The following is a 22,046-nucleotide window of genomic DNA, read 5'->3' as shown; positions in this document are numbered from 1 at the left end:
TCGTTATCGACATTTTCCGGCGAAGGATTCTCATGAACCCACAGGAGTGGCCGCGTACGTGGCAGCCGTCTCGGCGCGACTTCCTCAGGTCAGCGCTCGTTGCCGCCGGCGCAGTGACCGCCGGTGGCGTGCTGTCGTCGTGCTCGAGCAGTCTCGATCCCAACACGGTCACGCTCGGCTCGCGGCTGTCGGACAAGAACTCCAAGGTCGGCGTCGAGGACTTCGTTGCCATGTATCGGCAACAGACCGGTGGCGACATCCGCGTCAACACCGTCGATTCGACGTCGTTCCAGGAGAACGTCAACAACTACCTCCAGGGGACGCCGGACGACGTGTTCACCTGGATGGGCGGCTACCGAATGAAGTACTTCGCAGACAAGGGTCTGGTGGAGGACGTCTCGAATGTGTGGGCGAGCAACGGCGGCGGATACAGCGACAGCTTCAAGGAGAACTCGACCGGATCCGACGGCAACCAATATCTGATTCCGTTCTTCTACTACCCCTGGGCAGTGTTCTACCGGCCGAGCCTGTGGGCCGAGCGCGGATACGAACCGCCCAAGACCTACGACCAGTGGGTCGCGCTGAACAAGCAGATGCAGGCCGACAACATCACCCCGATCGGCTTCGGTGCCCGTGACGGCTGGCCACCGATGGGGACGTTCGACTATCTGAACCTGCGCCTCAACGGTGTCGACTTCCACCGCACCCTGTTGGCCGGTGATGTCAGCTGGACCGACAACCGCGTCCGCACGGTGTTCGACACCTGGCGCGAGCTCTTGCCGTTCCATCAACCGCAGCCGTTGGGCCGCAAGATCGCCGATGCGCAGACGGCGTTGCTCAACAAGAGCGTCGGGTCCCTGGTCGCCGGCATGTTCGTCGCACAGAGCTTCCCCGCCGGGGCCGAGCGGGACGATCTGGACTTCTTCCCCTTCCCCGAACTCGACTCCGCCATCGGCAGTTCCGCGGTCGAGGCACCGATGGACGGCTTCATGATGCGCGCCGATCCGCGCAACCGTCCCGCTGCCGAGAAGCTGCTGACCTTCCTCACCGGACCCGACCCGGCAGTGGCCTATGCGAAGCAGGATCCGCAGGCCATTCCCGCACACCGTGACGCCGACCTGTCGGATTTCCCTGCACTGGTGCGTAAATCGGCAGACCTCGTGCAGAACGCCGGATCCATCACTCAGTTCTTCGACCGCGACACCCGACCCGACTTCGCGTCCATCGTCATGATCCCGGCTCTGCAACAGTTCATCGGCAACCCGAACGATGTCGACGGATTGGTCCGCAGCATCGAGCGCCAGAAGTCGGCGGTGTTCGGAACATGATCGTGCGCACTGTGATTCGACCCCCATCATTCACTCGACCTCGAGATCAGGTAATGCCATGACCGCACCCGAACGGGTCAAGTCGCCGAAGATTCGGCGCAGTGTTCGCGAGAAGTGGACCATCGCACTGATGCTCGGCGTTCCCGCGATGATCGTCATCGGTCTCGTCTGGATTCCCACCGTGTTCACGGTGATCCTCTCGTTCGCACGCTGGGACGGAATCGGCGGCACGTCGAGTATCGAGTGGATCGGTACTCAGAACTACGTCGACGCGGTCCAGGCGTATCCGCCGTTCCAGCAAGCACTGCAGAACAACGTGCTGTGGCTCGTCTTCCTGTTCCTCGTCCCCACCGTCATCGGCATCCTGCTCGCGATTCTGTTGGACAAGAATCTCAAGGGATCTCGGCTGTACCAGAGCATCTTCTACATCCCCGTGGTGCTGTCGATGGCCCTCATCGGCTTCATCTGGCAGCTCATCTACTCCACCGAGGGCGGCGTCCTCAACAGCCTGCTCGGCACGGACGTCGACTGGCTCGGCGATCCGGACATCAACATCTGGGCCGTCATGGTCGCGGCAGGTTGGCGTCACACCGGCTACATCATGCTGTTGTACTTGGCCGGCCTCAAGGCCATAGACCCGTCCGTCCGCGAGGCCGCGGTGATGGACGGTGCCGGGCCGATACGCACGTTCTTCAGCGTCATCTTCCCGCTGATGAAGAACACCAACCTGTTGATCATCGTCATCACCGTCATCGAGGCGCTGCGCGCCTTCGACCTCGTGTGGGTGATCAACAAGGGCCGCAACGGACTAGAGCTGATCTCGGCTCTCGTGACGGCGAACGTAGTCGGTGAGGCGAGCCGGATCGGATTCGGTTCGGCACTGGCCACCATCATGCTCGGCATCTCGCTAGTCTTCATCGCCCTGTACCTCGCCATCGTTCTTCGGAGCAAAGACTGATGACCACTTCACTCACGCGCACAGCACCTCCCGAGCGCGATCCACTGACCCGCAACCGCGCCGCCGTCGCCAATCGTCGACGCGCGGGCACCGCACAGATCGCGATCTACGTGCTGCTGACGGTCATGGCGCTGGCCTGGCTGTTCCCTCTGGTGTGGGCGGTGTACAACTCGTTCCGCGACTACGACTACGTGCTGCTCAACGGGTACCTGTCGGTGGGCGGGTTCACCTTGGACAACTACATCGACTCGTGGCAGATCGGCGGCATCCCGCACTACTTCCTCAACTCGATGATCATCACAATTCCGTCGGTGCTGCTCATCCTGTTCTTCGGCTCGATGGCAGCGTTCATCCTGGCGCGCTTCAGCTGGAAGTTCAACATCTTCATGCTGGCGGTGTTCATCGCCGGCAACCTGCTGCCGCAGCAGACCCTGCTGACCCCATTGTTCCGGCTGTACAACGCAATTCCGGTTCCGTACTGGATGAGTTCCTCGGGCTCGCTGTACGACAGCTACTGGGGCCTGATCATCGTGCACGTCGCATTCCAGACGGGCTTCTGCGTCTTCGTGCTCAGCAACTACATGAAAACCGTGCCATACGAACTGCTCGAGGCCGCGACCGTCGACGGCGCAGGCTTGTTCCGGCAGTACTGGCAGGTCGTCATGCCGCTGTGTCGGCCCGCGCTGGCCGCACTCGCCACCCTCATGGTGACGTGGATCTACAACGACTTCTTCTGGGCCCTGGCCCTGATGGTCAGCGGTGACAAGCTTCCGGTGACAACGGCGCTGCAGAATCTGCAGGGCAGCTTCTTCACCGACACCAACCTGCTCGCGGCGGGCTCGGTACTGGTCGCGCTACCGACGGTGCTGGTATTCATTGCGCTGCAACGCCATTTCGTGTCCGGACTGACGATGGGTGCCAACAAGTGAGCTTCACCGTCCTGCGCCGCGACGGCGTCATGGTGATCCTCGGACCGTCGTCCACGGCCGTTCCCGCCGTGCTGCACTGGGGTGCCGATCTCGGTGAGCTCACCGATCACGACCTCACCGAACTGCGCAGGGCCGCTATACCAGCGGTTCCGCACTCGAGTGTGGATGTGCCGCGGTGGCTCACCCTCGCACCCGGCGGCGACGACGCCTGGCAGGGCACCCCGGCTCTGGCGGTGCATCGCGACGGTTCGGTGCAGTACCCGCGCTGGGCTGAAGTGACGACCTCCGCGACCGAATTCGGTTGCACTGTGGCCGCTTCCGATAGCGAGCTGGGCATCTCGTGGTCGATCGAGTTGTCCCTCGAGGTCGGCGGATCACTGCGCGTTCGTCAGGGTGTCCAGAACGTGAACGGTGGACCTCTGACCGTCGACGGCGTCGTGACCCTGATGCCGTTGCCGGACACCGCAACCGAACTCCTCGATCTGACGGGCCGTCATTGCCGCGAGCGCACCCCGCAGCGTCGACGGTTCGACCACGGTGCGGTGGTGCGCGCGTCGCGCCGCGGACGAACGGGGCACGACGCCACCCTGGTTCTCACCGCAGGCAGCGAGGGCTTCGGCTTCCGCAGCGGTGAGGTGTGGGGTGCGCACGTCGCGTGGAGCGGGGATCACCTGCACCTGGCCGAGCGGCTTCCCGAGCGGGCCGGTCAGGCCTCGGGCGTTCTGGGGGGTGGTGAACTGCTCGCGCCCGGTGAGGTGGTGTTGCAGACCGGCGAGACCTACTCGACGCCGTGGGTACATTTCGTTTATTCGGCTGTCGGACTTGACGGTTCGGCACACTCGCTGCACCGCTGGATGCGCTCCCGTCCGGCGCATCCCTCGTCGCCGCGGCCGGTGGTCCTCAACGTGTGGGAGGGCGTCTACTTCGACCACGATCTCACCCGGCTTCGCGGTATCGCGGATGTCGCCGCGCGCGTGGGAGTCGAGCGATTTGTGCTCGACGACGGTTGGTTCCGCCACCGACGTGACGATCGAGCCGGTCTCGGTGACTGGCAGGTGGACGAGGGGGTCTGGCCCGATGGCCTGGCCCCGCTCTTCGATCACGTCCGAGCGCTCGGGATGAGCCCCGGCCTGTGGTTCGAGCCCGAGATGGTCAACCTGGACTCCGATATCGCTCGCGCACATTCCGATTGGCTGCTCGCAGCGCCGGACCACATTCCCCTCGAATGGCGCCATCAGCACGTACTGGATCTGACCCGTGACGACGTATTCGACTATCTCCTCTCGGCCATCGATGCTGTGTTGACCAACGAGCGGCCGGACTACGTGAAGTGGGATCACAACCGGGACCTGATGCTGGCGGTCGACTCCGACGGTCGCGCTGCGGTGCATACACAGACCTCGGCGTTCTATCGGTTGCTCGACGCCTTGCGATCCCGCCATCCACAGGTCGAGTTCGAGTCCTGTGCATCGGGCGGTGCCCGCATCGATCTGGAGGTGCTCGAACACACCGACCGCGTCTGGGCGTCGGACACCAACGATCCGCTCGAACGTCAACGCTTGCAACGGTGGACGACGCAGTTGTTGCCGCCGGAGTTGATCGGCTCGCACGTCGGGCCCCAGATCGCGCATACGTCGGGTCGGTGGTCCACTCTCCAGTTCCGTTGCTTGACATCACTGTTCGGCCACGCAGGGCTGGAGATGGACGTCACCGAGCTCTCGTCCGAGGACCACGAGTACCTGACGACGTGGACCGGGCTGTACAAGGAACTGCGCGGGTTGTTGCACAGCGGCGATGTTGTGCGCGCCGACCATCCCGACCAGAGCGTCTGGCTACACGGAGTCGTGGCGGCGGATCTGTCGGAGGCCGCATACTCGGTAGTGCGGATGGATACCTCGCCCGAGGACCGTACCGATCGCGTCCGCCTTCCAGGTCTGGATCCACATGTTCGGTACCGCGTCGAGTTCGTGCGGGAGCTCAGCGACCTGGGCAACGGCATCGAACTTCCGCCATGGATCGCCGATGGCGGAATCGTCGAGCTATCGGGTTCGATGTTGGCGCAGGCGGGTGTGGCACTACCGGTGCTGTTCCCGCAGACCGGAGTGTTGCTGCGGGTGCGGGCCGTCTGAGGCGTATCGGCTCCTCAGTTATGGATTTCCGCCTGCGATGGGAGGATGGAATCCGAATCCGAGGAGCTGATTCGCAGCTCAGTCCCAGTTCACCTGGGACGCCATGCTCAGCAGCTTTGCGCGACGCGTCTCGTTCGTCTCGCCGATCCGGGCGATGCGTCCGTAGACGTGGGCACGAAAATCGTTGTGGTCGTGCAGGTTCTGCTCGGCTGGTCCGGTGTTGATGCAGTTGTGCAGCAGTGCCCTGAGATTGTCGTACTCCTCTCGGGGCACTGCCGGCCACGAATTGACGACGAGCCCGGTCAGCTGTTGCCGCTGATGAGCGCGTCGAACCCTGGTCTTGTCGGGATGAATCGTGAAGCCTTCGTCGTGGGCGATCTGGGAAATCAGCCACAGCAGTCTGTCGACGTCGATGTCTGCACCACCCGAGAACGCCAGATCGTCTGCGTATCGGCTGTAGTGGGCACCGACGGACCTGGCCAGGCCCGCGCCTCGGATATCGAGTTGTCGCGCAGCCAGATTCGCCAACGCCGGTGATGTGGGCGCGCCCTGCGGCAAGTGGGTGGCTCGAAGCCGCGCCGCAGTGGGACGGTCTACCCCGACCAATTCGCCGGCCGGGGTGACCGTGGTGCACAGCGCGGCGAGATTTGCCGCGACCCTCTTGGGGTAGCCCACCGCCTCGAAGATCGCGACCACTGGATCGAACCCGATGGACGGAAAGAAGCGTCGGAGATCCACCGAGACCACCACGTCGCGTTCGGAATGCGGCATCGCGAAGGTACGCGGACTGCGCGCCTTCCGAAAGCCATGCGCCGCTGGATGCGCCGGAATTCGATCGAGTATGCGGCGCAGTATCTTTCGTTGAACCTCACGCAGGCGTGGTTTCGGGACCTCCAGTAGTCGAATGCCCTGACGCTTGTCGAGTCGCGCAGATCGATAGTGCTGCAACGGGAACGGAGCGGTACGCAGCCTGCCCTGCAGGTCGGCGAACCATTCGATTTCGGAGATCGTCAGGTCGAGAGATCGAGCCAGCTGACCGGTGGTCTCGTACCGCGGTACCTCGAATCGCCATGGTTTGAAGCGGGAGCTCGTATTGGGCCGCTGCGAGGACGCGGAGGGCTCCGAGATGAACGGAAGATCGCGCAACAAACCGAAAATCGACGCCTCGTCGAAGGGTGGGCTGGGATACAGATTGATAATTCGGTCTGCGAGCCACGAGGCTCTTTCGGGCATGAAACGGGCGAACGCAACCTCGAGTCCCGACCGCGTCCACTCGACATCGGCGGCTAGCCGCGCCAATGTCGCAGCGGCCCATGGGGTCAATTCGCGTTCGGTCACAGGCGGCTACCGATCGGGTGCAGCGCTGTGACATGCAAGGCCGTGGGGTGCAACGGCGCGGGGCGACCGAAATCTTTTGTCCTCGGAGCTGCCAAGCACGCGAAGCGTGCGGACCAGCTTCGGACGCAGTGCTCGATTCTCGTGATGTACCCAGGGGTTACCCCTGAGACCGGTCCCGCGGACCAACACTCGCCCACGCGCCGCTGCATCCCTCCACCATGCCAAATCGACGCCGATCTGTCAGCGCGTTGCCCGCGGGACCGTCACGGAAGGATCGATTCGAGTGCGCCCATCACGATGGTCGTCAATGACAACCCGCCGGTTCCGAATGCCGCAGCCACGACGATGCCGACGAGGGCGTCCTCGCGCGACGGTGTCGGCGGTTCGATCGTCTTGTTCACCATTGTGAACGGGAGCGCCCACAACACATCGACACCTCCACCGAAAACGCGAGTCAGCACCCCGAATTCGTTGTCGCCCCGGTCCGACGAACCATCGAGCAGCACACTGTCTTCCAGGTTCTTGGCGCGCAGAGACAGAGTACGTCCGCCATATTGGATGCCGACGCGGTAGGACCGCTTGAAGAGCCTCGCGCGGCCGGGATTGAGAAGTATTTCGCAACCGTCGATGCTCGCTTTCAGCTGTGCGGCCTTGCGCGTCCCGATCGGTGCCGAGTCAGAGGTCCGAGGCCCGGTGCGTGAAATCGTGACGGTCATGGGTACGCCCTCGCGATACGAACCGCACACCTCGTCGTCCCGGTAGATCAGATCCAGTTCCCCGTAGATACCCGTCTCGACCAGCACGGTAGTGGAGCCTGGGTTGCCGTCGTCGCAATCCTCCACGTCTGCCAGCCTGTCACAGATTCTGCGTCTCCCGAATTGCTGACGCTTGGAACCGACGCGGCTTGTGCTGCGTCCAAGAACGTAGGTGTTCTCGAGGAACGGACAAGAGCAATGCGCAGGGCACGTCGATGGATCCCGATGATGGCGACACTTCTGCTGATCGCGGGCTGCTCGAACACCACAGAAGGGGAGGCGACGCCGCGGGTGGAAACCAGCAGCACGATCGCGGCACCCACTACGCCATGGGATCCCTGCACCATCTCCGACGAGGCAATCGAGCGAGCGGGATTGAACGTCGACACCAAGGAGTCGGGAATCTTCGGGCGGGATCAATACGGATTCAAGATTTGTGGTTGGGAGGATCGACCGCCGAACAACAAATACTTCTTTTCGATATTCGCCGGGCTCGAAGGCATTGACTACATCGACGATCCCGCTAGCTTCGACCGGCTCCAGCCCGTGCGCGTGGGCACTCGTGACGCGACCCAGTATCAGCAGGTCGGTGCTGACGCATCCCTGAACTGCGGCGTTGCCTTCACAGAGGGCATCCAACTGATCAGGGCAACGATCATCACAGATGCCACGGTCCGCAATCCTCCTTACGACCCATGTACCGAGCTGAATTCCCTGGTCGCAAAGCTCGACTCAGAACTCCCCAGCTAACTCCACCGACTGAAAGACGCGAACCCGTGACCGAAGCCAGGCCGGACCTCATCACACATTGGCAAGAGCTCAACGCCCAAGCCGACGCCGGCTCCATCACGATTCCGGTCGAAGTCGCTGCCAAGTGTGATGCAGCCTGTGTCGCGTACATCGCACACCTCAACGACATGAAACGTAAGGCCATTCGCCTGGGCGAGTTTCAAGAGTGGGGCGACTTGAAGTCTGCGCAAGATCTGCAAGCCCGGTTCGGTCGTCTCGCCACCGGCACCGATCGGTCTCTCGACGTCATTCTGCAGCAGCACATCGATGTTATCGAATCCATGCGGATGCTTTTTCGTCGCTATTTCGACGAGACACTCGACACCGATGCCCAGACGTCCGCGAACATCACCGCACTGACTCCGCCGAAGTGAGGTGGCACAGCACCTTTCGCCGACAGGGCTATCCCGCCCGGACCCTCAACCCCCGTCGGGTCACCACCACAGTTGCGGCCGTCGCCAGAGCCAAACATCCCGAGACCACCCACAGCACGGTCGACCACGACATCTGCAGACCCACCTCGGCTTCGGTCACCTGAGACAAGCCGACCGCCATCGCCAGCAGTGGAGGCACGGTGACCATCACACCGAGCGCAGACCCGATCAGAACAATCACACCAGTCTCGCCGACGGCCGTCGTCAGCAGTTGCCGGTCGGTTCCACCGGACGCTCTCAGGACGGCAAAATCGTCCTTGCGTCGGTACGCCGACATAGCCGTGCTGTTAGCCACCGCGAGACCGCTGTACCCGACGCCCATCGTGATGAGCACGGCCGCAAGCCAATTGGTGAGGCGCGCGTCGACCATGTAGTCCTGCAACGCGAAACTGTGTGCGTCCTCGACCCTCGCACCTGCGGTCAAATGTGTCGGTGCCATTTCTTCCGGAACGAACACGACCTCGGTCAACGCCGACGGATCATGATCGCGTACCAGTGCGCGCGGCAGCACGAATGCACCACGCGCGGGGTCGAGCGGGAGCACCTGCGACACCACCACGCTCTCGGAACGACCGTCTGCGAAGGTCACCGACATCTCCTCGCCGGCCCGCATATCGAACAGACTCGCTGTTGCCTCGTCCAGCACTGCCCGCCCCGGTGCGGCGTACCGTTCATCGAGGCTGCCGACGGCGTCGACGACGGTCACGGTGCCGTCAGGTCCAGGAACGAATACGCGTGACGGTAGTCCGGCAGTTGTTCCTACCGGACCCGCCGCTGTTTCGGCTACCACCTGATCGCTCAGACCCGCGGTTCCATCGGGGGTCACGGCTGCCAGTCCGCGCAATTGCTCGGTCTGCGCGGCCGGATACGCCACGGCCATCGTCTGCACCATTCCGCTCAACAGCACCGCGAAGCCGACGGCGGCAATGACCGGAGCCACGGTAGCGGCCGCACGGCGTGACCCCGTCGTCAGCTCCGCTCTGACCAGCATCGATAACGCCGATCGAGAGCGCCGTGTGAACGGCCGAGTCACGAGGCCGGCGATCGGCCCGATCACGATCGGCGCAAGTAGCGCCGCAGCCAGGATCAGCACCATGGCCGCAGCGACCGCGGTATTCACTCGGCTGTCGGTAGCCGCTGTTGCTGTCGACACCGTCGCACCCAGACCACCGATGAGCGAGGCAAGCCCGATGAGCCAGCGCAGCGTCGTCATGGGACGTCGTTCGACGGCGGCATCGAGAAGGGCCTCGATGGGATCCACTGTGGCGGCCGATCGAGCGGGCATCCAGGCACCGATCAACGCCACGGTGATGCCGATGCTCACCGCCACCAGTAGAGGCCACGCCGATATCCGAACCTGCAACTCCGGCGGTTGAACGTCGAGTTTCAGCAGCAACATTCGCAGCGCAGGTGACGCTGCGATGCCGAGGCCTGCACCGACGAGACCACCCACGAGGCCGATCACCGCGGCCTCTCCGAGCACCAAGCGTCGTACTTGTCCCGTTGCAGCACCGATGGTTCGCAGCAGGGCGATCTCCCGTCGGCGTTCGGATGTCGTGAGGGCGAATGTCGATCCCACAACGAAGACGGTCGTGAACAGGCCGATGGTGGCCATCGCGACGATCAGCTGAGTGCCCAGATTCCGCCGGTGCGAGACGAACTCGGGTTCCAGCGCTGCGCGATCGGTGCCGGCGGCTACTCGTCCCCGGTCACCCAGCTTTTCTTCGACCCTTGTCTCGAGGTCGTCCAACCGTGCATCGGACGTCGCTACGACGCCGATCGCGCGTACACCGGGGTCCAGCTGCGCGGCACGTTCCTCAGCGAAATAGAGCCCCGGCCCGTCCTGTGTTCCCGCCACCGCGAACTTCTCGAGCCCGGCCGCAAGATTCACCGAGACCGTGTCACCTACGGCGAGACCCAGTGAATCGGAAACGACAATCTGGTCGGGGTTCGTCGGTGCGGCACCCGATGTCAACCGAAGGGGTGTCAATTGCGCACTTGCCCAACCGTGTCCGGCGTCCTGCGCTCCCTCGTCCTCGACCGGCGCACCGTCGATGAACGGCTGGGCATAAAAAGACCTATCGGTGACGACGGCCTCCACCCCGGGCACGGCACCGAGATCGGCGGCAACCTGCTGAGCCCGCTCTGCACTCCAGGGAATGAAGTCCGCCGTGTTGCCGAATTCGTTCACGGCCTGCGCGGGCAATGCGAGTAGCGCCGCACCCTCCAGCCGCGGCTGAACCGTCGGTCGTGCGGAGTCGTAGATGATGAGCGTCGCGCTCATCAGGGCAACCCCGAACGTCGTGGCCAGCAGTGTGGCCAGAAAGCTTCTCCAATGAGTGCGAAGGTTCGCCGATGCCAGCATCATCCGTCCAGTCCGGCCATACGAGTGGCGATCACGGCCGCAGTGTCCGGTCGCTCCCGTTCGATCTCCAAGGAATCGACAACGAGCCCGTCCTCGAGAAAGATTGCTACGTCGGCGTAAGAAGCGGCAAGTGGGTCGTGCGTGACCATCAGAGTGGTCTGCTGGTGATCGTCGACGAGCGTGCGCATCAGCGACAGAACATCTTTCGATGAGCGCGAGTCCAGGGCACCGGTCGGTTCGTCCGCGAAGAGAACGTCCGGCCGGGTGATGAGTGCCCGCGCCAGGGCAACTCGTTGCTGCTGACCGCCCGACAACTCAGCAGGACGATGGAACGCGCGGTCCTCGAGCCCCACTGCCGCCAGCGCCGCCGTCACTTCACTCGCCGGAATACGAGACCCAGCGAATCGTGCTGGTAACTCGATGTTTTTCGCTGCGGTCAACGAATTCACCAGATTGAACGCCTGAAATACGAATCCCACCCGGCGGCGACGCAATTCGGTGCGCGCCTTCTCGTCGAGCTGGGCGATGTCGGTGCCAGCAATCGTGACGATGCCACTGGTCGGACGATCCAGACCTGCTGCGCAGTGCAGCAGCGTCGACTTACCCGAGCCCGAGGGGCCCATGATCGCAGTGAAACTACCCCGCCCGAAGTCCATCGATACCCCGTCGAGGGCTGTAACTGCGCGATGGCCCTCGCCGTGCACCTTCCGGACATCGTCGAGCCGGACCGCAGATGCGTCATCTCGAATCATGCAGTAATTGAATCTGTTTCGTCGACGCGGCACAGTGCCGCACGCACTACACAATATTCGGGGGTCTGCCCTACCATCTGCGACGGGCGATGCGCCTACGATTGCCTCGATCCACGCCCGGGATCGTCGAGCACACCCCGTCGACGGGGTGTGGATCCCCACGAAGGGCGGCAATCCCAGCATCAGGCGCGTAGCTGGTACCCGTGATAAGTTCCTCCAACTCGTTACCGGCACCGATCGGTCTCTCGACGTGATTCTTCAACAGCACATCGACATCATCGAATCCATGCGGATGCTTTTCGTCGCTACTTCGACGAGACGGCCGACACGGATGATCTGATGTCGTCGAACATCTCGGAACTCACTCCGGAGAACTGATATCCCGCAATGTTTTTCGGTGAACCCCGACTTCGCGTTTGTCGTTGTCCAGTCGTCGTTCGACCGGCAGATAGTCGAGTGAACGCCACCATCCGATGCTCTCGACCATTCTTACCATCGGACCCACGAACACATGGGTCCACCCCTGCGCCACAAGTATGCGCTCGAGCTCCGCCAGCACCGGATTCGCCACACGCTCATGCTCCAGTTCCCCGTCGACGATCAGACTCCCCACCCACGGTTGACCTTCGCGGGGATGCGGAACCAGCAATGTCATCACTCCCACGATTCGTTCTGCTGCACGAATCACCAGGCAGTGGGAGTTCTCCATGACCGTGTTGTGCCAGAGAAATTTCTCGACATCCACCTCGGTGAAGACGGTGACACCGGTGTGCAACGTACTCGCGTCGAGGAACTCGGGGTTGCTGTTGAACACGGCCAGGAACCGCTCGGTGGTGTCTCCGCCATCGACCTCACGGACCGTATACGAACCCGCGTCGAATCCGATTTCCATCACGCCACGATAAGTCCACTACCCAATCCACGCCCTTCATCGTCATTCACGCCCGCTCCAGGCGGTGTGAATCCCCACGAGGGGCGTGAATCCCAGCATCGGGGCACTTACGTGACACCTGGTCCGTAGTTGCACGTGACAGTTGTCAGCAGTTCGCCATGACGGCCGAAACGACCTGGCAATTGGCGTTGACCTGCGCTTTCTTCTAGGTGGAGAGTCTGATGTGTCGCCGAGGAACACGGCTGAAGATCCACAGACGAAAGAGCGAAGGGAATTGCAGATGATCACGCAGAATTCGACTCGCACCGAGGCGGTGGGTACCGAGACAACACTCGCGGTACACGCCACCGGTGTCCACAAGTCGTTCAGCGACTCCACGGGCTCGAAGTTCCGCGCCGTTCGCGAACTCAACCTCTCGATTCCCCGCGGGCAGGTTGTGGCGTTTCTCGGACCGAACGGCGCAGGCAAGAGCACGACGATCGACATGATCCTCGGACTCACCGAACCGGACGGCGGCACCATCGAGGTGCTCGGCACCGATCCGCTGACCGCCGCGTCGACAGGACGCAGCGCCGCGGTACTCCAGTCCGGTGGACTGTTGCCGGACGTCACCGTCGGCGCACTGGTCGCGATGATGGGCTCTCTGTACATCGGGGCCGATCCTGCCGCCGCGATCACCCGCGCCGGGCTCGGTGAATTGGTGAACCGACGTGTATCGAAATGCTCGGGTGGCGAACAGCAGAAGGTGCGGTTCGCTCTCGCGCTCCTGTCCGACCCCGAACTGCTTCTGCTCGACGAGCCGACCGCCGGCATGGATGTCACTGCGCGCAAGCACTTCTGGCAGGCGATGCACGCACAGGCAGCCAACGGCACCACCGTCATGTTCGCAACCCACTACCTCGAAGAGGCTCAGGACTTCGCCGATCGAATCGTCGTCATCGTCGACGGCGCCCTCGTCGCCGACGGCACGGTGGCCCAGATCAAGGCCACCGTCTCCAATCGGACCGTCGACGCCAACCTGCCACGCTCCGAGGCCGAATTCGTTGCAGGGCAGACCGGCTCGCGACTGCAGGAACTCGCCAACGGCCGGTTCCGCTTCGTGTGCACCGATACCGACGCAGTGGTGCGCGCACTGAGCACGTCGACCTCCGCGACAGATATCGCGATCGTGTCGGCCTCACTCGACGAAGCATTCTCGGCGCTGACCGACCGCACTCACCAGAACTGAGGACATCCGATGACCACTACGACCTCACTACGCCCCCGCCGCGGACTACACCCCACGTTCGTACTGCACGACATCCGCAGGCAGATCACCCCACAGAATCTGATCTTCACCGTCGCGCTGCCCGCCGTTCTCTACCTCGCCCTGTTCCGCGTCGTGGAACCCAGCGCCGGAGTCGATCTGCCGCACGGCAACTTTCAGGCCTGGATGATGATCGGAATCGCCGTCTACGGTGCGTCGATCGGCACCATCTCGCGGGCCGCGGGCATCTCGAACGAGAAGGCCAACGGCTGGTTGCGGACAATTCGCCTGTCGCCCTTGGGTGCCGGCGGCTACGTCGCATCGCGCATCATCGCCTGCCAGGTGTACGCGGCCATCCCGGTCATCGTGGTCGGCATCCTCGGAGCACTCACCGGAGCCCGCGCCGACGCGATCGTCTGGATCACCGGCCTCGTCGTGGCCTGGATCGGATCTGCCATCTTCTCCGCTCTCGGCCTGGTGCTCGGGATGCTGCTGCCACCCGAGGTGGTCACCCACGTTCCTGGCGTCGTCATGACCGGCCTCGCCTTCCTGGGCAACATTTTCATCCCACTCTCGGGCGGCATGCTCGCAATCGCACAGGTGACACCGCTCTACGGTGTGGCGACGTTGGCCCGCTACGCGCTGACCGACGGCTACAACCTCGACGGGTCTCACGCCTCTCTGGCAGGCGCCCTCATCAACGTCGCAGCCTGGTTTTTCGGATTCTCCTTCGCCGCCGTCCGACGATTCGCTGGGGCAACCGGCCGCCAGTGACTCACGTGTACTTCCCATCCTCTCCCCGCAGCACCCGACGCATCGGCCACTCCGGCCGCCGCGCGAGAAAGCATGCCCCGAACCTACGAGCACGAGGACCACCATGATCACCCTTCTCGCCCCCGGACAGGGAGCACAGACGCCACGGATGCTCGCACCGTGGCTCAAGGATCCCGAACGACATCGACTGGTAAAGGACTGGTCTCAACGCGCAGGCATCGACTTGATCGCGCTCGGCACCACCGCGAGCAAAGACGAGATCGCCCGTACCGAGAACGCACAGCCCCTACTCGTCACCGCCGCACTCCTTGCCGGGCTTCCGGTGATCGACGCCCTGGCAGACGCCGGCCAGGCCCACACCGCGGTGGCAGGGCATTCGGTCGGAGAACTGGCCGCAGCAGCGCTGGCCGGAGCACTCGACCCCGCGGACGCGGTACATCTGGCCGCCGTGCGGGGCCGCGCGATGGCCGCCGCGTGTGCAGCCACCACAGGATCGATGGCGGCCGTACTCGGCGGGGATCTCGAAACCGTCACCGACGCAATCGAATCAGCCGGCCTCACCGTGGCCAACCACAACGGCCCGGGTCAGGTGGTGGCCGCAGGTCCGATCGATGCGATCGAGGCTTTCGTCGCTGCACCACCCGCCGGAACCGCCGCACGCCGTCTGCACGTGGCAGGTGCGTTTCACAGTGCCGCGATGCAGTCGGCCACCGAGGTCTTCGCCGAGGCGATTGCGTCGGTTCCTGTCCGCGATGCCGACGTCCCCGTCGTGTCCAACGCCGACGGCGCGTCGGTCAGGAGTGCAACGTCCCTGTGCGAGCGACTCGTGGAACAGATCACCGCGCCCGTCCGCTGGGACCTCTGCCTCGAGACATTCCGCGCAGCCGACATCACCAGCGCGATCTGCCTACCACCGGCCGGCACTCTGGCCGGAATCGCCTCGCGCACATTGCCATCGGTCGCCGTCGTGCGCATCACCTCGCCGCGCGACATCGATCGCCTGGCGTCCACGACGAAGGGCCGATCCGATGCTGCTGCCTGAGCTCCTCGACCAGGGTCGGGAAACCGACATTGCCATCGTCGATGGCGATACCGAGCTCACCTACGGGTCACTGCGGGAGCGCGTTCTGCGTGCGACGGCGTGGTTGATCGACAACGGCATCAGGCCCGGCGATCGCGTCGTACATCACGGCCGGTCCAGTGCAGCATTCGTCGAGCTGCTGTTCGGAACCGTCTGTGCAGGAGCAGTGTTCGTACCGATCAACAACGAACTCACCGCGAGCCAGGCAGCACACATAGTCCGCGACAGTGGCTGCCGACTCGTCGTCACCGATCACCCAGAGCGTCACGAGGACAGCCCGGTGCGGGTTCTCACCGTCGACAGCGTCACTGCCGCCCTGGGAAGCTCCCGATCCACAACTCCGATCACCAGTCCCGTTCGACCCGACGACATCGCACTGCTGATCTACACCTCCGGAACCACAGGTAGTCCCAAGGGCGTCGTGTGCCCGCACGGAGCAGTCGCTGCCGCGGTCAGCGCCATCGGCACCGGCCTGGGCTACCGATCCGACGACGTTGTGCTGTGCCGTCTCCCCTTGTCGTTCGATTACGGCCTCTACCAGGTGTTTCTGTCCTTCGCAGTCGGAGCCTCGGTGGTGGTTGCCGAGGGGATCCAGGATCTGCGCATCCTCGACCTGGTGGTACGCCGCTCCGTGACCGTCATCCCACTGGTACCGGCGCTCGCCCAGATCCTGCGCATCGTGGCTCGCCGCACAGCCTCGATCACCACGGTTCGCCTCTTCACCAACACCGGTGCCCGGCTGGCACCCGAACTCGCTCGAACCCTGCTCCAGTCTTTCCCAGGATCCCGCTACGCCTCGATGTACGGCATGACCGAATGCAAGCGCATCTCCATTCTGCCGCCCGAGGAGTTCGCCGAGTACCCGGATTCGGTCGGGTACCCCATCGCCGGCGACGACATCCGCATCGTCGCAGGTGACGGAACGCCCGTGTCGGCAGGAACTGCCGGTGAGATCGTGGTCTCCGGCGAGACGGTCATGGCCGGGTACTGGAACGTACCCATGAACGCACAGATCAGATTTCGTCCCGGTGCCGATGGTCTCGAACTGCACACCGGCGACCGCGGATACATGGACGCCCGCGGGCGGCTCTACTTCTTGGGACGCGACGACGACGTCGTCAAACGCAACGGTGTTCGCATCTCACTCCTCGAAATCGAATCGTGCGCAGAGTCCTTCGGCTCCGTGGAGGAGGCGGTTGCCGTTGTCACCGAGGACGGAGCTCTGCGTCTGATCGTCACCGGCTCAGCCGATCCGCGCTGGGTGCATCAGCAGCTGCGCGCCGCGCTCGATCCCGTCCGGCATCCCAACGCCGTGGTCCACCGCGCCCGCATCCCCCTCACCGCAAACGGAAAGCCCGACCGGCGCGCCCTGCGCGCCGAACTCGACACCACCACCTCGACACCTTCAGGAGACCATCATGCAGCGCTCGCAGTTTGATTCCGTTCTCGCCGCTCTCGCCCCCGAGTCGGTCGTGGCACCCGACCGTCCGTTCTCGCAATCGTCGATCGATTCCCTCGGCGTCGTCAACATCCTGGTTGCGATCGAGGATGCATTCGGAGTCGAGTTCGATGAGCAATCCCTCACTGCCGGATCGGCTCTGAGCCCGGACGTCCTGTTCGACACCGTATCGAATCTCGCTGCGGCATAGCTGCAGGAGTTCTTCGCACCCGACTCTTCGAGGACGGATCTCACATGCTCACCACTGCACTGCCACCGACGCGACCCACCCGGTCGTCGTTACCTCGCCTGTTCGATACCGTGGCCGACACCATCAACCTTGCCGGCGGACTGCCGGATCCCGAGCTCTTTCCCTCCAGCGACATCAGCGATGCCATGCGCAGCATGCTGCGACTCGGCGGGCGAACCCTGCTGCAGTACTCCACCTATCGCATGCCCGACGCCTTGGCCGCCGCTATCACCGGGGCCATGGAATTCCGCGGAGCCTCGGTGAACGCGGCACATCTCATCCCGACAGCCGGTTCGCAGAACGGATTGCTCACCGTCGCATTGGCATTCGCCGGCAGCGGAGCCACCGTGCTGTGCGAGACACCGATCTACCCGGGTGCTGCGGCGTCGTTTCGTACCGCCGGCCTGAACACCGTCGCAGTCGAATCGGACCGCGAAGGACCCACTCCGGAGTCCATCCGGACAGTCGCTGCCGACGTCCGCCGAACGGGCGGCCACCCGGTGCTGCTCTACACCAATCCGACGTTCCACAACCCGACCGGGCGATCGCTGTCCGCGGATCGACGCGAGGGCATCGTCGAGGCGGCAGCATCGGCCGAGCTGACGGTGATCGAGGACGATCCCTATGCGTTGCTGAGCTTTCCGGGCGTGACGATCGACAACCGCACCGCCCCGACACTGCACAGTCTCGATCCGCAGCGGGTGATACACCTCGGAACGTTCTCGAAGATCCTCGCACCTGGCCTGCGGTGCGGCTGGATCGAATCGCCCGCCGCGCTCGCCGACGAGCTACGCACCGTAGCCGAGATCACCACCCTCTCCCCCGCGCCGCTGGCCCAGGCAACCGTCGGGCGCTACTACGCCAAGCACGGCTGGCTCGATCTGGTGGACGCCTTCCGCACCGTTTATGCCCGTCGTGCAGCACTGATGGACGCTCAACTCGCCGAACGTCTCGATCAGGGCGAGTGGGAATGGCAATCCCCTCGGGGCGGCTTCTACATCTGGTTGCGTCGTCGCAACGGCTACCCGACGGCATCGGTCGTCGAACATTCTGCAGCTCAGGGCGTTTCCGTCGTGGGTGGCAGCCACTTCTCGCTCGCCGACGAACACGCCGACGGAATTCGGCTCAGCTTCTCCCACGTTCCCGACGGTTCGGTGATCGAAGCGGTCACCCGGTTCGCCGCAGGCGTCACGGCTGCGCGAGCGGACGAGACACAAGCGCCAGCGGTCGAGACACAGAGGGCAGCGTCGTGACCGCCGTCGAACTTCCGCACACCACCGGGCATGCCGCCCTGGCCGACCCGCCCTTCACCCGCACCCTCGCCCTCGGCACCACCGACTGGGACCTGTGGCGAACAGCCAATCTGCGCAGCGCCGGCTTCTCTGCCGACGGCCTCGACGTCTTCGGTGGGCCGTCCGTCGCGACCGAGGACGAGTTCACCGCGTCCCGCGAAAAGGAGGAAGCTCGTCTGACGCTCCTGGTCGAGCGCGAGGATTTCGTCACCGCACTGGTGTGGCAGAACCGCGGTGCCTGGCGTCAGATTGCCAGTCCGTTCTGTGGATCGCCGTCCAAGCGTCGACAGCGTCTGCGATCACTTGCCCTGTACTGGCAGCGCTACTGCGGGAAGGCCGAGACCATCGGCTATTTCGGTCCCGGGGCGTGGGTGGAACTTGGAGAGAGCACCGAGGGAGAGCTCGAACACGGGCCGCAGCTGATCCGCGAACGCCGCACCTTCCTCGAGGCCTGGGCCGCGGCGGCGATCGGCGCAGCATGGTCCCGAGACGAGCAGATCCGGCGCTGGCTCCCGCCGTACCTTCGCCCCGATGTCGCAGTCGATACGGATCGGTCGCAGGCCCGATCGGGATCGCGCCGCATCCGGCTCGCCGAGGACGACCTCCGCATCGTGCTCTGCTGTGACGGGCACGCCACCATCGACCGGATAGCCGACGAACTCGCACTCGACGCGACGGCGGTGGACACGGCAGTGCGCAAGCTCGTTCGGCGCAAGGTACTGAACTGGGACGCCAGAATTCCTTCCACCGCCGACGCTCACCGCATCCTCGAGTCCCGCGTACTCCCCATCGCCGACGCCTCCGTGGCGGCCCGCTGCCTTCGCGATCTCGCGGACATCGACGGTGGGCTGCGGGCGGTCTCGGAGGCCGGCACGCCGGACGCTCTCGACGCTGCTCTCACCGCACTCTCGGGCGACTTCGAGCGGATCACCGAGGTGAAAGCACATCGCGCCGAAGCGAAGTCGTACGCCGCCCGCAGCGTCTGCTTCGAAGACGCTGCCCGCGATGTGACCATGACCATCGGTACCGCTGCGCTGGCCCCGCATGCCGACGCTCTGGCACTCATCGCCGACGCCGCGCGGTGGTTCACCGATCGCCTCGCTTACTACGTCGTCGCCGAGATCGACGCGATCATCGACCGCGCGGCCCGCGGCGATCTGACCTCGATCACTCTTGCCGAGGTATGGCCCCGCACCATGACGGTGTTCTGGGGCGAGAGTGCGAGCGTCGACCGCGCTCGCCGTGAACTCGCCGACCGGTGGTCGCAGTCGATCGGCCTCGAACCGGGCGAGGTGGACGGTGCTGTCATCCAGCGCAGCGCAGCCGAACTGACGGCACAGGCTGCATTCACCGATCTCACCGGTACCGCGGTGAATCTGCCGCACAGTCCGGACCTGCAGTTCGTCGCCGAGAACGCCGATCGGCTTCTGGCCGGTGACTCCACTGCGATTCTCGGCGAGATGCACGCCGCCCTTGTCTCGCTGGACGTGCCGGTGTTCACGTGGAACCTGGGCGCCGCCGACGACTTCCGCGACACCATCAACGCGGTCTCGGGGGTCCGCAGACTGGTTCCGCTGCTGCCCTCGACGTGGGAGCGCAACACCGGTCGGTTCGTACCTACCACGTGCGGCCACGAGGAGACGTCGATCGGCTTCACCAATGCCGCTGCGCGCGAGCCTCGATCGGTGGTGGCGGCGTCGGACATTCGATTCGACAGAACCGAGGGGCACACGTTCGTGGTGCTGCCCGACGGGCGCCGATTCACCCTCGCCGAAGCCTTCGCCGTACCACTGTCGATCGTCGCAGCCGACGGCTTCAAGGTCGGGCTGCACGGACAGAAGACCCCCCGGCTCGAGGTCGATCGTACGGTGGTGTTCCGGCAGACCTGGCGCAGTCCGTTCGCCGAACTCGCTCTGCCCACGAAAACCGTTGCATGGCAGGACTTCGTGGCCGTCACCCGTTGGCGCCGCCAGCTGGGGTTGCCGGGCCGGGTGTACGCGAAGGTGCCGGGCGAGACGAAGCCGCTCTATCTCGACCTCGACAGTCCGACACTCGTGGCGGCGTTCGTCCATCAGGTCCGGCGCCAGCAGCACCGACTCGATCCGATCGTCGTCACCGAATGCCTGCCCGATCCGGGCAGTTCTTGGCTCGCCGATGCAGTCGGGCACCGCTACGTCAGCGAGATCCGCCTGCAGATGTTGCCGGCGACATCTCCCCCGAGAACCGGAGGTGCATCATGACCGTAATTCTGGACGGCACAGCAACCCGACATCCGATCAGCCCCGTGCACGACGGCATCGTCGCCGCAATCGGCGCGACCCCCATGGTCCGACTGGACCGACTGTTTCGCACCGTGTCCGCCAGCGTTCTCGCCAAGGTCGAACGCGCCAATCCCGGTGGTAGCACCAAGGATCGACCGGCGCGTGAGATGGTCGAGGCCGCCCTGGCAGAGGGTCGCGCTGTTCCCGGCGTCACCACGATCGTCGAATCCAGTTCAGGCAACCTCGGTGTCGCGCTCGCGCTGGTCTGTGCCTATCACCGCCTCGGTCTGCACGTGGTGACCGATCCGAAGGCATCGCACACCAATCTCGCGATCATGCGGGCACTGGGCGCGCGGGTCGAGATAGTCACCGAACGCGACCACGCCACCGGCGAGTTCTTGCCTACCAGGCTGCTCCGGGTCCAGGAGCTGCTGACGTCCATTCCCGGCGCACTGTGCCTCGATCAGTACAACAATCCGAGCGGAGCGGCCGCACACAGAAGAACAGCACGCGAAATCGTCGACGCCATAGGAGAACCCGATGTGTTGTTCGTGGCCGCCGGATCCTGCGGTTCGCTCCGCGGCATCGCAGATCACCTTCGCAGCAGCGGAGCCCATACGCGCATCGTGGCCGTCGATGCCTGCGGCAGCGCCATATTCGGTTCGATGGCACCGCCCGCTCCCGACTACGGCCGCACCCTCCCGGGACACGGATCCACCATGGTGCCCGGTCATTTCCGAGATGATCTGGCCGACGACGTCGTATTCGTCACCGACGCCGAGTGCGTGGCCGCGTGCCGGCTGCTCGCCGAGCGTGAGGCGATTCTCGCCGGCGGCTCGTCCGGTGCGGTGATCGCGGCCATCGCCGCGTACCTGCCTCGATTACCGGCAGGCAGCACCGTCGTGACCATCCTCCCCGATGGCGGTGACCGATACCTGCACTCGATCTACGACGACGCGTGGGTCCAGAACCACATAGGACTACCGGCGGTACTCGCCGCATCCACCCGACTCGAGGAGTTGCTTCGACGATGAA

The 22,046-nt window shown here is 64.3% G+C and carries 19 protein-coding genes; 14 read left to right on the top strand and 5 right to left on the bottom strand.

Features of this window, described 5'->3' with window-relative positions; all coding sequences use genetic code 11:
* Positions 1-32: 32 nt before the first annotated feature.
* Genes ACQR3T_RS11035 through ACQR3T_RS11020 form a run of 4 tightly spaced genes read left to right on the top strand, consistent with a single transcriptional unit; the run spans position 33 to position 5,344 of the window.
* Complete coding sequence (locus ACQR3T_RS11035; RefSeq protein ID WP_428693417.1) at positions 33-1,328, top strand: ABC transporter substrate-binding protein; 1,296 nt, start codon at positions 33-35, stop codon at positions 1,326-1,328.
* A 58-nt stretch (positions 1,329-1,386) separates the two neighbouring features.
* Complete coding sequence (locus tag ACQR3T_RS11030) at positions 1,387-2,286, top strand: carbohydrate ABC transporter permease (protein WP_032378859.1); 900 nt, start codon at positions 1,387-1,389, stop codon at positions 2,284-2,286.
* On the top strand, positions 2,286-3,215 hold the full coding sequence (locus ACQR3T_RS11025) for a carbohydrate ABC transporter permease (RefSeq protein ID WP_080730614.1): 930 nt from the start codon (positions 2,286-2,288) through the stop codon (positions 3,213-3,215). The genes ACQR3T_RS11030 and ACQR3T_RS11025 overlap by 1 nt, the downstream gene beginning before the upstream one ends.
* Positions 3,212-5,344 (top strand): alpha-galactosidase, encoded by a 2,133-nt coding sequence (locus tag ACQR3T_RS11020; protein ID WP_428693416.1) that lies wholly within the window; start codon positions 3,212-3,214, stop codon positions 5,342-5,344. Before ACQR3T_RS11025 ends, ACQR3T_RS11020 begins: the two co-directional genes overlap by 4 nt.
* 78 nt (positions 5,345-5,422) lie before the next feature.
* Here ACQR3T_RS11020 and ACQR3T_RS11015 read toward each other — a convergent pair whose 3' ends face one another.
* Complete coding sequence (locus ACQR3T_RS11015; RefSeq protein ID WP_428693415.1) at positions 5,423-6,682, bottom strand: reverse transcriptase family protein; 1,260 nt, start codon at positions 6,680-6,682, stop codon at positions 5,423-5,425.
* 263 nt (positions 6,683-6,945) lie between these two features.
* On the bottom strand, positions 6,946-7,524 hold the full coding sequence (locus ACQR3T_RS11010) for a hypothetical protein (RefSeq protein WP_428693414.1): 579 nt from the start codon (positions 7,522-7,524) through the stop codon (positions 6,946-6,948).
* Positions 7,525-7,665: 141 nt separating this feature from the next.
* On the opposite strand from ACQR3T_RS11010, the gene ACQR3T_RS11005 reads away from it, so the two are divergent.
* Positions 7,666-8,187, top strand: a complete 522-nt coding sequence (locus ACQR3T_RS11005) for a DUF3558 family protein (RefSeq protein WP_428693413.1) — start codon at positions 7,666-7,668, stop codon at positions 8,185-8,187.
* Between the two features lie 26 nt (positions 8,188-8,213).
* Positions 8,214-8,600, top strand: a complete 387-nt coding sequence (locus tag ACQR3T_RS11000; protein ID WP_428693412.1) for a hypothetical protein — start codon at positions 8,214-8,216, stop codon at positions 8,598-8,600.
* 28 nt (positions 8,601-8,628) lie between these two features.
* Here the strand turns inward: ACQR3T_RS11000 and ACQR3T_RS10995 are convergent, their stop codons facing one another.
* The 3 genes from ACQR3T_RS10995 to ACQR3T_RS10985 all read right to left on the bottom strand — a co-directional run bounded on the left by ACQR3T_RS10995 (position 8,629) and on the right by ACQR3T_RS10985 (position 12,669).
* A complete protein-coding gene (locus ACQR3T_RS10995) occupies positions 8,629-11,028 on the bottom strand; it encodes an FtsX-like permease family protein (protein ID WP_428693411.1) in 2,400 nt (799 codons plus the stop codon).
* Positions 11,025-11,777 carry an ABC transporter ATP-binding protein gene (locus ACQR3T_RS10990; RefSeq protein ID WP_428693410.1) on the bottom strand — a complete coding sequence of 251 codons (753 nt, stop codon included), beginning with the start codon at positions 11,775-11,777 and terminating at the stop codon, positions 11,025-11,027. The genes ACQR3T_RS10995 and ACQR3T_RS10990 overlap by 4 nt, the downstream gene beginning before the upstream one ends.
* A 361-nt stretch (positions 11,778-12,138) precedes the next feature.
* The gene (locus ACQR3T_RS10985; protein ID WP_428693409.1) at positions 12,139-12,669 is read right to left on the bottom strand and encodes a hypothetical protein; all 531 of its coding nucleotides are present in this window, start codon (positions 12,667-12,669) and stop codon (positions 12,139-12,141) included.
* A 280-nt stretch (positions 12,670-12,949) separates the two neighbouring features.
* Here ACQR3T_RS10985 and ACQR3T_RS10980 point away from each other — a divergent pair, with 280 nt between their 5' ends.
* The 8 genes from ACQR3T_RS10980 (at position 12,950) to sbnA (ending at position 22,045) form a co-directional block, all read left to right on the top strand.
* Entirely contained in the window at positions 12,950-13,897 is a 948-nt protein-coding gene (locus tag ACQR3T_RS10980) for an ABC transporter ATP-binding protein (RefSeq protein WP_428693408.1), read from the top strand.
* A 9-nt stretch (positions 13,898-13,906) separates the two neighbouring features.
* Positions 13,907-14,689 carry an ABC transporter permease gene (locus ACQR3T_RS10975; RefSeq protein WP_428693407.1) on the top strand — a complete coding sequence of 261 codons (783 nt, stop codon included), beginning with the start codon at positions 13,907-13,909 and terminating at the stop codon, positions 14,687-14,689.
* A gap of 103 nt (positions 14,690-14,792) precedes the next feature.
* The gene (locus tag ACQR3T_RS10970) at positions 14,793-15,731 is read left to right on the top strand and encodes an ACP S-malonyltransferase (protein ID WP_428693406.1); all 939 of its coding nucleotides are present in this window, start codon (positions 14,793-14,795) and stop codon (positions 15,729-15,731) included.
* Positions 15,718-17,208, top strand: a complete 1,491-nt coding sequence (locus ACQR3T_RS10965; protein WP_080730613.1) for a class I adenylate-forming enzyme family protein — start codon at positions 15,718-15,720, stop codon at positions 17,206-17,208. The genes ACQR3T_RS10970 and ACQR3T_RS10965 overlap by 14 nt, the downstream gene beginning before the upstream one ends.
* Positions 17,189-17,419, top strand: coding sequence for a phosphopantetheine-binding protein (locus ACQR3T_RS10960; protein ID WP_428693405.1), 231 nt, complete (start codon positions 17,189-17,191; stop codon positions 17,417-17,419). Before ACQR3T_RS10965 ends, ACQR3T_RS10960 begins: the two co-directional genes overlap by 20 nt.
* 44 nt (positions 17,420-17,463) lie before the next feature.
* The gene (locus tag ACQR3T_RS10955) at positions 17,464-18,711 is read left to right on the top strand and encodes a PLP-dependent aminotransferase family protein (protein ID WP_428693404.1); all 1,248 of its coding nucleotides are present in this window, start codon (positions 17,464-17,466) and stop codon (positions 18,709-18,711) included.
* Positions 18,708-20,990, top strand: coding sequence for a lantibiotic dehydratase (locus ACQR3T_RS10950; RefSeq protein WP_428693403.1), 2,283 nt, complete (start codon positions 18,708-18,710; stop codon positions 20,988-20,990). The genes ACQR3T_RS10955 and ACQR3T_RS10950 overlap by 4 nt, the downstream gene beginning before the upstream one ends.
* The gene (gene sbnA, locus ACQR3T_RS10945) at positions 20,987-22,045 is read left to right on the top strand and encodes a 2,3-diaminopropionate biosynthesis protein SbnA (protein WP_094608989.1); all 1,059 of its coding nucleotides are present in this window, start codon (positions 20,987-20,989) and stop codon (positions 22,043-22,045) included. The genes ACQR3T_RS10950 and sbnA overlap by 4 nt, the downstream gene beginning before the upstream one ends.
* The last annotated feature ends 1 nt before the right edge of the window (position 22,046 follow it).

Source organism: Rhodococcus sp. IEGM1428 (assembly GCF_050321865.1).
Lineage (GTDB): Bacteria > Actinomycetota > Actinomycetes > Mycobacteriales > Mycobacteriaceae > Rhodococcoides.
Note: the sequence above shows the minus strand (reverse complement) of the source record. Positions and strands in the feature narration are given on the sequence as shown.

What these genes read in the sequence shown, in the direction of transcription:
- ACQR3T_RS10995 (WP_428693411.1), bottom strand. Translation starts at nt 11,028, where the DNA reads ATGATGCTGGCATCGGCGAACCTTCGCACTCATTGGAGAAGCTTTCTG.
- ACQR3T_RS10980 (WP_428693408.1), top strand. Translation starts at nt 12,950, where the DNA reads ATGATCACGCAGAATTCGACTCGCACCGAGGCGGTGGGTACCGAGACA.
- ACQR3T_RS10985 (WP_428693409.1), bottom strand. Translation starts at nt 12,669, where the DNA reads ATGGAAATCGGATTCGACGCGGGTTCGTATACGGTCCGTGAGGTCGAT.
- ACQR3T_RS10960 (WP_428693405.1), top strand. Translation starts at nt 17,189, where the DNA reads ATGCAGCGCTCGCAGTTTGATTCCGTTCTCGCCGCTCTCGCCCCCGAG.
- ACQR3T_RS11030 (WP_032378859.1), top strand. Translation starts at nt 1,387, where the DNA reads ATGACCGCACCCGAACGGGTCAAGTCGCCGAAGATTCGGCGCAGTGTT.
- ACQR3T_RS10955 (WP_428693404.1), top strand. Translation starts at nt 17,464, where the DNA reads ATGCTCACCACTGCACTGCCACCGACGCGACCCACCCGGTCGTCGTTA.
- ACQR3T_RS10975 (WP_428693407.1), top strand. Translation starts at nt 13,907, where the DNA reads ATGACCACTACGACCTCACTACGCCCCCGCCGCGGACTACACCCCACG.
- ACQR3T_RS11005 (WP_428693413.1), top strand. Translation starts at nt 7,666, where the DNA reads ATGGCGACACTTCTGCTGATCGCGGGCTGCTCGAACACCACAGAAGGG.
- ACQR3T_RS10965 (WP_080730613.1), top strand. Translation starts at nt 15,718, where the DNA reads ATGCTGCTGCCTGAGCTCCTCGACCAGGGTCGGGAAACCGACATTGCC.
- ACQR3T_RS10970 (WP_428693406.1), top strand. Translation starts at nt 14,793, where the DNA reads ATGATCACCCTTCTCGCCCCCGGACAGGGAGCACAGACGCCACGGATG.
- ACQR3T_RS11025 (WP_080730614.1), top strand. Translation starts at nt 2,286, where the DNA reads ATGACCACTTCACTCACGCGCACAGCACCTCCCGAGCGCGATCCACTG.
- ACQR3T_RS11035 (WP_428693417.1), top strand. Translation starts at nt 33, where the DNA reads ATGAACCCACAGGAGTGGCCGCGTACGTGGCAGCCGTCTCGGCGCGAC.
- sbnA (WP_094608989.1), top strand. Translation starts at nt 20,987, where the DNA reads ATGACCGTAATTCTGGACGGCACAGCAACCCGACATCCGATCAGCCCC.
- ACQR3T_RS10990 (WP_428693410.1), bottom strand. Translation starts at nt 11,777, where the DNA reads ATGATTCGAGATGACGCATCTGCGGTCCGGCTCGACGATGTCCGGAAG.